Raw genomic sequence first — 12699 nt, 5'->3', positions numbered from 1 at the left:
AGAGATGACGCGATCGGGAAGTCAGATCCGCGCCGCCGGAACCTCCGTCCCGGAGCTCCTGTGGCGCGCCACCGTGTTGCTCGGCCTGATCGCATGGGCCGCTGTGCTCTACGCGCGCCTGCGCCTGTCGAGTCGAGGCTGGCTACCGCTGGATCCCGCCGCGCTGGACGCCAAGCTCGAGCGCTTCGCCGATCGCTTCGTCCAGATCGCGATGCGTTTCCGGGGCGGCCTCATCAAGCTCGGGCAGGTCGCCAGCCTGCGCGTCGAAGTGCTCCCCGAATCGTTGACGGGCCAGCTGGCCCGCCTCCAGGACCGCGTCGAGCCACACCCCTTCGCCGAGATCGAGGCGCGTCTCGAAAAGGAGTGGGGCATTCCGTGGCAGCAGCGCCTGGCTTCTCTGAACGCCGAACCCATCGCGGCGGCGAGCCTGGGGCAGGTGCACGAGGCGCGATCCCAGGACGGCGAGCGTCTCGCGCTAAAGGTCCTCTACCCGGGTGTCGAGCGCTCGGTCGCGGTCGACCTGGCGATGGCGCGGCTGGCCCTGTGGCTCTTCAACTTCGTGACCGTGGGCGACCTGGGCGAAGTGAATCGCCAGATGCGCGCATCGCTGCTCGGAGAGATGGACTACCTCCGTGAGGGGCGGGCGGCAGAAGAGGTCGCCCGCAATCTCGCCCGGGACCCGAAGCTCTGGGCCCATCTGCGGGTCCCGCGCATTCACTGGCCGCTGTGCACGGGGCGGGTGCTGGCGATGGAGTTCATTCCCGGCGTCAAGATCAACGATGTCGAGGGCACGGACGCGCGCGGGGTGACTCGCGAGGATCTCGTCGCGCGCGCGAGTCGCGCCTTCCTCCACATGATGTTCCGGGACGGGTTCTTCCACTGTGATCCCCACCCCGGCAATCTGATCGTCGACGACGAGGGCCGGATCGCCATCATCGACTTCGGCATGAACGAGCGGCTGGAGCCCGCCGTGCTGGCCGCCGCGCGGGATCACCTGCGCGCGTCGGTGATGCGGGATCCGGATCTCTATGCCCGGTCCCTGGTCAAGATGGGGGCCGTTGGCGAGGACGACGTGCCCGTCGTTCGCGATCTGGCCGAGATGGCCTTCGATCCGACGCTCTACAACCTGACGCCGGGAGAGATGGTCGACATCGACTTCGGTCGTCACTTCGAACAGGTGCGCGGGCATCTCTCGAGGCTGCGCGGCTTCCGCATTCCACCGGGCGTCGTCATGTGGTCGCGAGCGCTCTCCGTGCTCTACGGACTCGTGGTCGAGCTCGCTCCCGGGCTGCGGCCCCTCGAACTCTTTGGTCCCTACGTTCTCGAGTTCCTGCAGGCGCCGGCGATCGCCGCCGAAGAACCGAATTCTCCGTCTCCGCGCGCGTCGAACTCCGCCTAGCGGCTCCGCCGCTTCCGGTCTCGGATCCGGAAGGTCGTCGCCGCGGAGGAGGTGGCGATGTGGGTACGGCTCTGGGCGCTCCTGGCGTGTCTGTTCCTGGGGGCGTTCCCCTCGTGGGCGCTCAGTGTGAAATCCGAAGGGCGCTGGCTCGGCTACGACCCGCAGACGAAGACGTGCCTGCTCGAGGTGCACCGGCCGGGCGACGGCGAGGCGGCCTCCCGCCTCCGCAAGGGCGAGCACGCGGCCTTCCGGCTCGACGTGTCCGGGGCGGTGCTGACGCGCGCGGTCGTATCGATGCACGGGCAGCGCGCGCTCCTCCCGCAGATCGGGCAGGGCGCGCGCGTCCACGTATACTGGCGCCCCTCCGAAGCCGCCGACGTCGTGGGTCGCGTTCGGAGGATCGAGGTCATCCAGACCCAGCCCGCCTGGCAGCGCGGAGCCGGGAGGCAGGGAGCACGATGAGCGTCGAGGCGGAGGAGTTCAAGCAGGTCCTCGGTCGCTGGGCCACCGGGGTCACCATCGTGACGGCACGCCACGAAGAGCGCGTGCACGGCATGACCGTCTCCGCGTTCACCGAGGTGTCGCTATCGCCGCCGCTGGTGCTCGTCTGCGCGGATCGCGAGGCGAACACGTTGCCGGTGATTCGTGATGGTGGCGTGTTCGCCGTCAACATCCTGGCGCGAGACCAGGAAGCCCTCTCGAACAAGTTCGCCTCGAAGAAGGACGAGTGGACCCGGTTCGAGGGGCTGACTACCGACACCGCGGAGACCGGGGCGCCGCTCCTCCAGGGCGCCGTCGCGAACCTGGATTGCCGGGTCGCCGCGCTCCACGAGCACGGAGATCACGTGGTGTGTGTCGGCGAGGTCGCCGCCGTCCGCTACTCCGACCGGGAGCCACTCCTCTATCACCGCGGTCGCTACGGAAGTCTGGCCGACTAGCCGGATCTGCGTGGGGTAGGATGCCGGCGTGAGCGCTCCCGACCCGGCTACGCAGAGTCCGCCGATTCGATTGATCGCATACTCCGACTACCTGTGTCCGTGGTGCTTCAACGCTTCGGTGCGATTGCATCGTCTCGAGGTCGAGGAGCCCGACGTCGAGATCGAGTGGCGGAGCTACCTGTTGCGCCCGGAGCCTCGTGGTGGTCGCGACCCCGAGAAGTTCCGCGCGTATACGCGATCTTGGCAGCGCCCCGCATCCGAGGAGGACAGCGGTTCCTTCCGGATCTGGGCCAGCGATGCGCCTCCGCCGTCCCACAGCGTGCCCGCCCATCAGGTGGCGAAGGCGGCGCGTCTGGTCGGCGAAGAGGCGTTTCGGCGCATGCACCAGCGCCTGCTCGTGGCCTACTTCGAACAGAACCAGGACATCTCCGACGCTCGGACGCTCCGCGCGCTCTGGGACGAGCTGCAACTCGCTGGCGACGCCTTCGATCGCCACGCCGATGATGACATCGTCGCGGCCGTGCACGCGGAGCATCAGGAGGCGATCGGTTGCGGTGCGACGGGTGTCCCCGCCGTGCGGCTGGCTGACTACGACGTCGCCGTGACGGGCGCGCTGCCCTACGAGGCCTACCGCCGCTGGGTGGCGAAGGAGCGCGGCCGGCGGGCGTCACGAAACGCCTAGTCGCCAGCTCGGCGTTTTCACGTAGACGGAATCGTCGAGCTTCTTGGTAAAGGTTGCCGGTTCGTGCGCCGATGCGTCGGGCATGAAGCGGACCTGGCCTTCCCCTCGAATGGTGTGTGCGGACTGCGGGGCGACCGCGGTCGCCGACACCCGCCTGGACGGACACGACGACGTCGAGGTGCTGGGTTGGCTGGTTGGCGGCTTTCCGGGAGCGCTTTATTGCGCCTGGCGCCACCTGCTCCGCATGAAGCTGTGCGGACGCTGTGGCGGCGACGCGCTCCTCCGCGAAACCCGGGCCGCGACCGCGCGTCAGTCGTTCCTGCCCGCCACGACTCGACCTCGCGTCCACAGCGAACGGCGGTGGGTGCGGTGGCCGCGACATCTCGTCGACCCGGCCGCCCGTCTGCGACGCAGCGGTGGCTGGCTGGCCGGTTGGTCTCTCGTGGCGGCCGGGGTGTGGTCCCTCGGCGCAGCCGTCCTGCTGCTCGTACTCGCCGGGGAGGTGCGCCAGCGCTTCCTGGACGGGCCGCGTGAAGACTGCGCTGCCTGGGACGCGAGCGGTCGCGCTCTGCCGATCGAGATCGGCTAGCTCCGGCTGGGCGCGCCGGGAAGGGCGCGAAGCCGGTCGAGTGGTGCGGCAGAGAGGATTCGAACCTCCACGGGGTTGCCCCCGCCAGCCCCTCAAGCTGGTGCGTCTACCAATTCCGCCACTGCCGCGTGACTCGCCGGGCGCCGAGCATACCGAACGCCGGGTCCCCCACAATCGAGGGACAGAGGATCAGCCGTCGCTGCCCTCGACCGGTGCCGGAGCCGTTTCGGGCGCCTCGGTCGGGGTTTCGACTTCCTCGAAGAACGACGCCTCGCTCTCCGCGGCTGCCGCCTCCTCCTCGATCCCATCCTCGAAGAGCCGCTCGTCCGAGCCGCTGATGCCGAGGTAGGAGAGAGAGAGGCTGGTGATCATGAAGATGGTCGCCGCCGCGGCGGTGAGCTTCGTCAGGAAGTTGCCGGCCCCGCGGCCGCCGAACATCGTGGCTCCGCCGCCGCCACCGAAGACGGCGCCCACCTGCGCTCCTTTGCCGCGCTGCAGCAGGACCACCGCGACGAGGAAGATGCAGACGATGATGTGGAGAACCGTAATGACGACGTCCATGGTGGAATCCTGTGCGGGGGGGCGGGGCGAGGCCGGAGGCTCCAGCGGGAGAGGGAGGTTAGCGCGCTTCGAAGTGGACGATGCGGGCGAAGGCTTCCGGGTCGAGGCTGGCGCCGCCCACCAGCGCGCCGTCGATGTCGGGCTGGGCCATCAGCTCATCGACGTTCTCGGGCTTGACCGAGCCGCCGTACTGGATCCGGATCGCGTCTCCCGCGTCCCCGAAGCGGGTCTTGAGCTGGGCGCGGATCGAGGCGTGGACCTCCTGGGCCATCTCCGGGGTCGCGGTCTTCCCGGTGCCGATCGCCCAGATCGGCTCGTAGGCAACGACGAGCTCGGCCGCGCGATCGTCCGGCACCTGCGCGAGGCTGCCCTCGAGCTGGGAGCCCACGACGTCGGTGGTCCGACCGGCTTCGCGCTCCTCCAGCGACTCACCGCAGCACACGATCGGGAGGATGCCGGCCGCGAAGAGCGCGGCTGCCTTCTCGGCGACGAACGCGTCGGTCTCGCCGTAGAGCGTGCGGCGCTCGCTGTGGCCCACGATGGTGTAGCGACAGCCGAGGTCGACGAGCATGCTGGGTGCGATCTCGCCGGTGAACGCGCCCTTCGGCTCCGGGTTCACGTTCTGCGCGGCCAACGCGACGTTCGAGCCCGCCAGCGCCTGCCCGAGGCGGTCGAGTGCGGTGAAGGGTGGGGCGACGACGACATCCACGTCGGCGTCCTTCACTCGGGGCACGAAGTCCGCAGCGAAGCTGGCGGCCTCGTCCCGGTTCTTCTGCATCTTCCAGTTGGCGGCGAGGATGGGTCGGCGCACGGGAGTCCTTCCTGACGATGGGTCGTTGCAGGCCCCGCGGACGCGGGGCGGTGGCGGGCGTGCTAGCGGTCGAGCGCAGCCACGCCGGGAAGCAGCAGCCCCTGGACGTACTCGAGCGAGGCGCCGCCGCCGGTCGAAAGGTGGGTGATCTGGTCGCCCAGCTTCAGTTGGTTGATCGCAGCCAGGGAGTCACCGCCACCGATCACCGAGGTGGCGTCGGTCGCTGCCGCGGCGCGGGCCACCTGGGCGGTGCCGTTCGCGAACTCGGGGATTTCGAAGACGCCCATCGGACCGTTCCAGAAGAAGGTGCGTGCCTTCCCGATCGCCTCGGCATAGCGCGCGGCGGTCTCGGGGCCGATGTCCACGCCCATCCATCCTTCGGGGATGGAGGTCACGGTCTGGGTGGCGGCACCCGGCGCGACGTCCTGGGCGATGACGTGATCGGTGGGGAGCAGAAGCTCGCGACCGGTCTCCTCGGCCGAGCGCAGGATGGCGCGCGCGTCCTCGATGCGATCCGGCTCCATCAGCGAAGCCCCGACGGCTTCGCCCCGCGCCGCCATGAACGTGTACGACATGGCGCCACCGATCGCGAGGATGTCGGCGTGCGGGGCGAGGGCTTCGAGGACGGCGAGCTTGTCCGACACCTTGGCGCCGCCGAGGACGACCATCAGCGGTCGCTCGGGCTCCCGGACGACGCGCAGGTGCTCGAGCTCGCTCTCGAGGAGCGCGCCGGCGGCCACGGACTCGACGTAGGCGGTGACTCCCGCCGTCGAGGCGTGCGCACGATGTGCTGTCCCGAACGCGTCGTTCACGTAGACATCGGCGAGTTCGGCCAACGCTTTGGCGAAGTCGGCGTCGTTCTTCTCTTCCCCCGGGTGGAAGCGCAGGTTCTCGAGCAGCAACAGCTGGCCGTCGCCCAGGCCGTCCACCGCCTCACGCGCGGAGGCGCCGATCGTGTCCTCGCAAAACGACACGCCGCGCCCGAGCAGCTCGGCCATGCGCGGGGCGACCGGTCGGAGAGAGAACTCGGGCTTCGCCTGGCCCTTCGGGCGACCCAGGTGCGAGCTCACCACCACGCGTGCACCGCCGTCGAGGAGGCGATGCAGCGTCGGCAACGACGCCCGCACGCGGGTGTCGTCGGTGATCACGCCGTCCTTGAGCGGGACGTTGAGGTCGGAGCGCACGAACACGCGCTTGCCGCGCACGCCCCGCGCCATCAGCTGGTCGAGACCGAGAACTGTCATGGGGGTCGGGAGCCGGATCCGCGGTGCGAACCCTCGGCCCTCAGCTCGCGATCTTCGTCGCCAGGTCGACGACCCGGTTCGAATAGCCCCACTCGTTGTCGTACCACGAGAGGATCTTCGCGAAGTTGCCGTCCATCACCTTCGTGCTCTGCGCGTCGAGGATCGACGAGTGGGGGTTCCCCAGGAAGTCGATCGACACGAGCGGCTCGTCGCAGTACTGCAGGACGCCCTTCATCGGACCGTCGGCCGCCGCCTTCATCGCGGCGTTGATGGCCTCGGCGTCGGTCGACTTCTTCAGCTTCACCGAGAGGTCGACGACCGAGACGTCACTGGTGGGAACGCGCATCGCGTAGCCGTCGAGCTTCCCCTGGAGATCGGGCATTACGAGTCCGATCGCGCGAGCGGCGCCCGTGCTGGTGGGGATCATCGACATCGCGGCCGCACGCGCGCGCCGGAGGTCCTTGTGGGGGAAGTCCAGCGTGACCTGGTCGTTCGTGTAGGCGTGGATGGTGGTCATCCAGCCGCTCTCGATGCCGTACTCGTCGTGCAGGACCTTGGCGACCGGTCCGAGGCAATTCGTGGTGCAGGACGCGTTCGAGATGATCTTGTGCTTCGACGCATCGTAGTCGTCGCCGTTCACGCCGAGCACGATCGTCACGTCGGGGTCTTTCGCCGGGGCCGAGATGATCACCCGCTCGGCGCCGGCGGTGAGGTGCTTCGAAGCCCCTTCGCGGTCGGCGAAGATACCGGTCGATTCGATCACCAGACTGGCGCCCAGCTCCTTCCAGGGGAGCTTCGCCGGGTCACGCTCGGCGCTCACGGGAATGCGCTTGCCGTCGACCACGATCGCGCCGTCTTCGGCAGCCACTTCGCCGGGGTACTGGCCGTGGATCGAGTCGTACTTCAGGAGGTGGGCGAGGGTCTTCGCGTCGGTCAGGTCGTTGATGCCGACGATGTCGAGGTCGCGACCTCGCGCTGCGCGGAACACCAGGCGTCCGATGCGTCCGAATCCGTTGATACCTACCCGCGTGGCCATGTCGCTTCTCTCCTTGTGCACCGCTCGAGGGGACGGGGGGTTGAGGAGGCGGGAATCTAGCCCACACGTCCTCATCCGAAACCGAGCAGACGCCCGAAAACGCGCGGTTTTCGCGGTTTCCGGGGGCGCCCCGGGAGTCCGCGACCGTCCCGAGACGCCTTGCCTCGAGGCTCCGATTGGCCGAAACCTCTCACGTGGGGGACGACCGGAAACGCGGAGCCGGCGCGGGACGCGCCTGGGGAACGCTGAGCGTTGCCGTGGGGCTCGGCGCCCTGGCGATCTGGGGACTCTCGACGCTGCAGGCGCGCGATGCCGAGCGCGCCGCGCACCCGCAGGTGAGCGGCAGGCTCGCGCTGCCCGGGCTGGAGCAGGGCGTCCGCATCGACCGGGACCGGCACGGCGTGCCCCATATCGAGGCGGAGACCGAGGCGGACGCCTTCTTCGCACTGGGGTTCGTCCACGCCCAGGATCGCCTGGGCCAGCTCATCGCACTCCGGCGGCTCGCCTATGGCACCCGGGCCGGTCACGAAGGTCCGGCCGCGCTGGACGCCGACCGGCTCGCCCGCCTGATGGACTTCCGCGGCCTGGCCGAGGCCCAGTGGGGCAACCTGCCGCGGGCGTCGCGACGGGTCCTCTCGGCGTACGCGGCCGGCGTGAACGCCCGGCTCGAGCGGGTCCGCACCGGGCGCAGTGCGCCGCCTCCCCAGCTTGCCGGTGAGACCCTCGAACCCTGGCGCCCCCAGGACTCGCTGGCGCTCTACAAGCAGTTCGCCTGGTCCCTGTCCGCATCGATCGACGCGAGCCTGGTGCTCCGTGATCTGGTCGAGCGCCTCGGCGCGCCCGCGGCCGGCCGTTTCTTTCCTCCCCGCGAGCTGGGACACGGTCCGGCGGGACGCACGACCGCCGATGGCAGCGAGATCGCTCCCTGGGTGGTGAGCGGCGTGCAATCGCTTCGCCGCGCCCTGGGCGCCCAAGGGATGGGCGTCGGGAGCACGGCCTTCGTACTGGCCGGGCGGCATACCGAGAGCGGCAAGCCCATGCTGGTGGCCGACAGCCACTTCGAGCCGACGGCACCCGCGCGGCTCTACCTCGCGCAGCTGCGCGGACCGGGGCTCGACATCGCTGGCGCCGGCCTCCCGGGCGTGCCGGTCTTCTGGTGGGGGCGCAACGGACACCTCGCCTGGGCTGCCGTCAACGCGGGCGCCGTGGTCACCGACCTCTACGTTGAGACGCTCCGAAAGGAAGGCGCCGAGTATCACGATGGGCGTCGTTGGCGAGAGATCGAACGCCGCACCGAAGTCGTCGAGGTGCGTGGTGCGGAGCCGGCGACCCTCGAGGTGCGCACGACGCGCCGGGGCCCGCTGCTCCCGTCCGAGGATCCCGGTGCCCCGGCAGTCGCGGTGCACTGGAGCGGCGCCCGAGTCGATGGCGCCAGTGGCATCGCCTCGCTGCTCGGCGTCGCCCGAAGCGTGTCGGGGGAGGGCGTGCGCGAAGCCCTGACCCAGCACCACGAGCCGCCGATCGCCCTGGTCTGGGCCGAGTCGAGTGGGGAAGCGGGTCTACAGATGGCGGGCTGGATTCCCGAGCGCAGCCTGGCACCGCAGCTGTTGCCCCTGCCGGGACGCGCCCGGCTCTACGCGTGGGACAGTCGTATCGCCGCCGAGGCGCTGCCCTCGGCGTCGCTCCTCGATGGGCAGGGCTTCCTGGTGGCGGCGGACCAGCGGTTCGAGAGCGCCGCGGCGGGGGGACCGATCGACGCGATGTGGCGCACCGGCACCCGAGCGGGACGCCTCACGAAGCTGCTCTCCCAGGCGGTGAAGGACGGGGCGGCGCTGAAGGACCTGATCGCCCTGCAGGACGACGTGACGCTCGAGCGCAGTCGCGATGTGGTCGAGATCGCGCTCGATCTGGTGCGCGGTCGCGCGCGGGGAGAAGAGGCCAGCGAGCTCGTCCGCCTGCTCTCGGCCTGGGATGGTCGCGCCGAAGCCGACAGCACGGGCAGCGCGGTGTACCACGTATTCCTGGACACCCTGGCCGAGTCGCTCTTTGCCGAAGGCCTCGGACCCGATCTCTACGAACGCTATCTCCAGGTGCCAGGGATCGATCTCGAGTCGCTGGTCTTCGGGGTCCTGCTCGACGCGGCCCAGGGCGATGGGCCCGACGGCTGGTCTGCGCGCGACGCCGTGGTGCAGGCGATCGAGTCGAGCCTGCGAGAGACCTGGCTGGCGCTGTCCTTCCGGCTCGGACCGGATCCGCGCCGCTGGAGTTGGGGACGCATTCACACCCTGCAGTTCCGATCGATGCAGCGGCGCGTGGCGTCCCTCGGGCCCTTCGCGGCGCCGGGCGCGCCCCATGCGATTCGGATCGCCAGCTTCTCGGCGGCCCGACCCTTCGAGGTCTCGATCGCGCCGGTCGCCCGCTTCGCCGTCGACGCGGGGGCGCTGGATCTCGCGCTGACGCTCCTGGCGCCCGGCCAGTCCGAGCACCCGGGCCACGCGCACTACGCGGACGCGATCGAGGATTGGCAGGCGGGGCGGCTGCGGCTGCTGGCGACGCGGCGCCTCGAGGTCGACGATCGCAGCGTGGCCCAGCTACAGCTCGACCCGGTACGCTGACCTCTCCATGTCACGCTGCGTGGTCTTCGCGGAGGTCCCGGGTTTCTACGCCGCGGTCGCCCGCGCCGACGATCCGAACCTGGCCGATCGGCCGGTGGTCGTCGGGGGGGATCCGCGCAAGCGTGGTCGTGTGCAGGCCGCGAGCGCCGATGCACAGGCCTCCGGGGTCACTCTCGAGATGACCATGCTCGAGGCGCTGCGCACCTGCCCGCAGGCGAAGGCCGTGCGCACCGACATGCCGCGCTACCGCGAGGTCTCGCGCCGACTCTTCACGGTGTTGCGCGCGACCGAGCCGAAGATCGAGCCCTTCGGCCTCGGTGGCGCCTACGCGGATCTCGGCGGTCGGGGGGAAACCGCCGGGGAGCTCGCGCGGATCTGGCAGGAGCGGGTGACGGCGGAGCTACAGCTCCCGCTCCGGGTGGGGATCGCGGCGAGCAAGTTCCTGGCGCGGCTGGCCGCCGACCAAGTGAACGGCGACGGCGGAATCCGCGAAGTGGAGCCCGGCGGCGAGGCGGCGTTCCTGGCACCCCTTCCCGCCGATCGGCTCGACGGGGTCGGGCGGAAGACGGCCGCGAGCCTGGCCGCCCTGGGTGCGCACACGATCCGCGATGTGGCGGCGCTGGGTCGCGACCGGCTGCAAGAGGTGTTCGGCCCGCATGGCCTGCGGATCCACGCCTGCGCCACCGGCAGCGACGCCGAGCCCGTGCGCGGAGCCCAGCATCCGAAGAGCCTGAGTCGCGAGTCGCGCCTCCAGGGGGAGAGCAGCGATCTGCGGAGCTTCGCCGAGCAGCTGGCCGGGCTGGCCCAGCAGCTCGAGGAGGAGCTGGTCCGGATGGGGCTCGCGGCCGGACGGATCGCCGTGAAGGTCCGCTTCGTGGATCAGCAGACTACGACCCGCAGCGCGACCCTACCGGCGCCGGTCTTCGCGGCCGCGGACCTGCGCGAGGCCGCCGCACGCCTGCTCGATCGCACCCAGGCCGGGGCGCGCGCGGTCCGAGGGCTGGGCATCCAGCTCTCCCGGCTGGCACCCGCCGGCGACGCCGAGCGGCAGCTGGCCCTGTTCCCACCCTCGTGAAAGCCCTGTTCCCACCCGCTTGAAAAGCTCGCACCCCGCTCAAGCCCGCCCCCGATTCCGCCGAATCAGGGGGAGGCGGCAGGCCTGCCGCAAGTGGGGCTTCCAATGGGTGGGAACCAAGAACGTCGCAAGTACCGCCGGATCGAGACGGATCAGGTGATCTCCTTCGCGCCCGTCGAGGCGCGCGATCTTCTCGGTGTGAGCCGGGACCTCTCGACGGGAGGGATCCGCTTCGAGGCCGTCGGATGCGAGATCGACCTGGGCGAGATCCTGCGCGTGACGTTCAACCTCGGCGATCACACGATCGTCGCGGTGGGTCGCGTGGCCTGGTCCACCGAGGTGGACCCGATCACCACCGACGTCGGCCTGGAGTTCGTGGAGGTCGATCCGGCCGCCCAGGCGCTCCTCGAAGAGGCCGTCGCCGACATCGAGGCCTAGGCCCCGCCCGACGCCCGCGCTGGCGGGTTTCCGAACGCCAGTTGACCGGTCTCGGCGCCCGTGCCAGGGTCTTCCCCCATGGCCGATTTTCATCAAGGTGGGGCGATTACCACCCTGCATCGCCTCGGTCAGCCGGACTACCGGCGCCTCGAGGCAGATCTGCTGCGCCACTCGCGCACGCGCCCGATCGCGCTCGTGCTGCCCTGTCTCCACTCCGAGCTCCATGGGCCGGGCCTGAAGGGCATCGTCGACACCCTGCGCGGCGTTTCCTATTTGCGCCAGATCGTCGTGAGCATCTCGGGCGAAGAGGGCCAGCGCGCCGAGTACGAGGAGATGCGCGAGGTCTTCGAAGGCGTGAAGACGGTCGACGGGAGCTCGCCGATCCTGCTGTGGAACAGCGGTCCCCGAGTGATGTCGCTCTACGACCGCCTCGAAGCCGAGGGCCTCTCGACCGGGGTTCCCGGCAAGGGGCGCAGCACCTGGCTCGCGTTCGGCTACGTGCTCGCCACCGATCTCGCTCGGGTGATCGCGATGCACGACTGCGACATCCGGACCTACGACCGGGAGCTCCTGGCGCGGCTCTGCTACCCGACCGCCCACCCGAACCTGAACTACGAGTTCGCGAAGGGCTACTACGGTCGCGTGGCCGATCGCCTCTACGGTCGCGTGACGCGTCTGTTCGTCACGCCGCTGTTGCGCGCGATGAAGGCGGTCCTCGGCCAGCATCCGCTGCTCGACTACCTCGACTCGTTCCGGTATCCGCTGGCCGGCGAGGTGTCGATGACGACGGACCTCGCCCGGATCAATCGGATCCCGAGCGACTGGGGCCTCGAGGTGGGCACCCTGGTCGAGGTCTACCGGAACTGCTCTCCGAAGCGGATCTGCCAGGTCGATCTCACCGAGAACTACGACCACCGCCACCAGGAACTCTCGGTGGAGGATGCAGCGCGGGGCCTCCACCGGATGGTGCGCGACATCGCGTCGTCGACGATCCGCAACCTCGCGAGCTACGGCGTCGAGTTCGACTCCGGCTTCTTGAACACCCTCACGGCGGCCTACCGCCGGATGGCCCAGGACGCGATCGCCTCCTACAGCGACGATGCCATGCTGAACGGGCTGGTCTTCGATCGGCACGAAGAGGAGCTCGCGGTCGAGACCTTCTCCGGTGCGCTGCGCGCCGCCGGTCTGGACTTCGTGCGCGAGCCGATGGACGTGCCCCAGATCCCGAACTGGAATCGCGTGGCTTCGGCGCTCCCCGAGTTCCTCGACGAGCTCCGCGACGCGGTCGAGGCCGACGCCGCCGAATCGTAG

At 70.0% G+C, this 12699-nt stretch carries 13 protein-coding genes and 1 tRNA gene; 9 read left to right on the top strand and 5 right to left on the bottom strand.

What is annotated here, in order from left to right:
* The first annotated feature begins 4 nt into the window (after positions 1–4).
* The 5 genes from AAF430_16865 to AAF430_16845 all read left to right on the top strand — a co-directional run bounded on the left by AAF430_16865 (position 5) and on the right by AAF430_16845 (position 3608).
* Positions 5–1399, top strand: coding sequence for an AarF/UbiB family protein (locus AAF430_16865; GenBank protein ID MEM7411903.1), 1395 nt, complete (start codon positions 5–7; stop codon positions 1397–1399).
* Positions 1400–1456: 57 nt separating this feature from the next.
* On the top strand, positions 1457–1861 hold the full coding sequence (locus AAF430_16860; protein MEM7411902.1) for a hypothetical protein: 405 nt from the start codon (positions 1457–1459) through the stop codon (positions 1859–1861).
* Positions 1858–2337, top strand: a complete 480-nt coding sequence (locus AAF430_16855) for a flavin reductase family protein (GenBank protein MEM7411901.1) — start codon at positions 1858–1860, stop codon at positions 2335–2337. Before AAF430_16860 ends, AAF430_16855 begins: the two co-directional genes overlap by 4 nt.
* A 28-nt stretch (positions 2338–2365) precedes the next feature.
* Entirely contained in the window at positions 2366–3019 is a 654-nt protein-coding gene (locus AAF430_16850) for a DsbA family protein (protein ID MEM7411900.1), read from the top strand.
* Between the two features lie 82 nt (positions 3020–3101).
* Complete coding sequence (locus AAF430_16845) at positions 3102–3608, top strand: hypothetical protein (GenBank protein ID MEM7411899.1); 507 nt, start codon at positions 3102–3104, stop codon at positions 3606–3608.
* 41 nt (positions 3609–3649) lie between these two features.
* Here AAF430_16845 and AAF430_16840 read toward each other — a convergent pair.
* From AAF430_16840 to gap, 5 genes are all read right to left on the bottom strand, one after another.
* Positions 3650–3736, bottom strand: a tRNA-Leu gene (locus AAF430_16840).
* Positions 3737–3797: 61 nt separating this feature from the next.
* A complete protein-coding gene (gene secG / locus AAF430_16835) occupies positions 3798–4169 on the bottom strand; it encodes a preprotein translocase subunit SecG (GenBank protein ID MEM7411898.1) in 372 nt (123 codons plus the stop codon).
* Between the two features lie 58 nt (positions 4170–4227).
* Positions 4228–4980, bottom strand: coding sequence for a triose-phosphate isomerase (gene tpiA, locus AAF430_16830; protein MEM7411897.1), 753 nt, complete (start codon positions 4978–4980; stop codon positions 4228–4230).
* Positions 4981–5042: 62 nt separating this feature from the next.
* The gene (locus AAF430_16825) at positions 5043–6224 is read right to left on the bottom strand and encodes a phosphoglycerate kinase (protein MEM7411896.1); all 1182 of its coding nucleotides are present in this window, start codon (positions 6222–6224) and stop codon (positions 5043–5045) included.
* A gap of 40 nt (positions 6225–6264) precedes the next feature.
* Complete coding sequence (gene gap / locus AAF430_16820) at positions 6265–7260, bottom strand: type I glyceraldehyde-3-phosphate dehydrogenase (protein ID MEM7411895.1); 996 nt, start codon at positions 7258–7260, stop codon at positions 6265–6267.
* Between the two features lie 176 nt (positions 7261–7436).
* Between gap and AAF430_16815 the strand changes: the two genes are divergently transcribed.
* The 4 genes from AAF430_16815 to AAF430_16800 all read left to right on the top strand — a co-directional run bounded on the left by AAF430_16815 (position 7437) and on the right by AAF430_16800 (position 12699).
* Positions 7437–9875, top strand: a complete 2439-nt coding sequence (locus tag AAF430_16815) for a penicillin acylase family protein (GenBank protein MEM7411894.1) — start codon at positions 7437–7439, stop codon at positions 9873–9875.
* Between the two features lie 7 nt (positions 9876–9882).
* A complete protein-coding gene (locus AAF430_16810) occupies positions 9883–10950 on the top strand; it encodes a DNA polymerase IV (protein ID MEM7411893.1) in 1068 nt (355 codons plus the stop codon).
* A 105-nt stretch (positions 10951–11055) separates the two neighbouring features.
* Complete coding sequence (locus AAF430_16805) at positions 11056–11388, top strand: PilZ domain-containing protein (GenBank protein MEM7411892.1); 333 nt, start codon at positions 11056–11058, stop codon at positions 11386–11388.
* Between the two features lie 78 nt (positions 11389–11466).
* Complete coding sequence (locus AAF430_16800; GenBank protein ID MEM7411891.1) at positions 11467–12699, top strand: glycosyl transferase; 1233 nt, start codon at positions 11467–11469, stop codon at positions 12697–12699.

It is taken from the genome of Myxococcota bacterium (assembly GCA_039030075.1).
GTDB lineage: Bacteria > Myxococcota_A > UBA9160 > UBA9160 > SMWR01 > JAHEJV01.
Note: the sequence above shows the minus strand (reverse complement) of the source record. Positions and strands in the feature narration are given on the sequence as shown.

Excerpts from the sequence above, each read along its gene's own strand:
- AAF430_16865 (MEM7411903.1), top strand. The coding sequence starts at position 5 with ATGACGCGATCGGGAAGTCAGATCCGCGCCGCCGGAACCTCCGTCCCG.
- AAF430_16860 (MEM7411902.1), top strand. The coding sequence starts at position 1,457 with ATGTGGGTACGGCTCTGGGCGCTCCTGGCGTGTCTGTTCCTGGGGGCG.
- AAF430_16855 (MEM7411901.1), top strand. The coding sequence starts at position 1,858 with ATGAGCGTCGAGGCGGAGGAGTTCAAGCAGGTCCTCGGTCGCTGGGCC.
- AAF430_16845 (MEM7411899.1), top strand. The coding sequence starts at position 3,102 with ATGAAGCGGACCTGGCCTTCCCCTCGAATGGTGTGTGCGGACTGCGGG.
- secG (MEM7411898.1), bottom strand. The coding sequence starts at position 4,169 with ATGGACGTCGTCATTACGGTTCTCCACATCATCGTCTGCATCTTCCTC.
- AAF430_16825 (MEM7411896.1), bottom strand. The coding sequence starts at position 6,224 with ATGACAGTTCTCGGTCTCGACCAGCTGATGGCGCGGGGCGTGCGCGGC.
- gap (MEM7411895.1), bottom strand. The coding sequence starts at position 7,260 with ATGGCCACGCGGGTAGGTATCAACGGATTCGGACGCATCGGACGCCTG.
- AAF430_16810 (MEM7411893.1), top strand. The coding sequence starts at position 9,883 with ATGTCACGCTGCGTGGTCTTCGCGGAGGTCCCGGGTTTCTACGCCGCG.
- AAF430_16805 (MEM7411892.1), top strand. The coding sequence starts at position 11,056 with ATGGGTGGGAACCAAGAACGTCGCAAGTACCGCCGGATCGAGACGGAT.
- AAF430_16800 (MEM7411891.1), top strand. The coding sequence starts at position 11,467 with ATGGCCGATTTTCATCAAGGTGGGGCGATTACCACCCTGCATCGCCTC.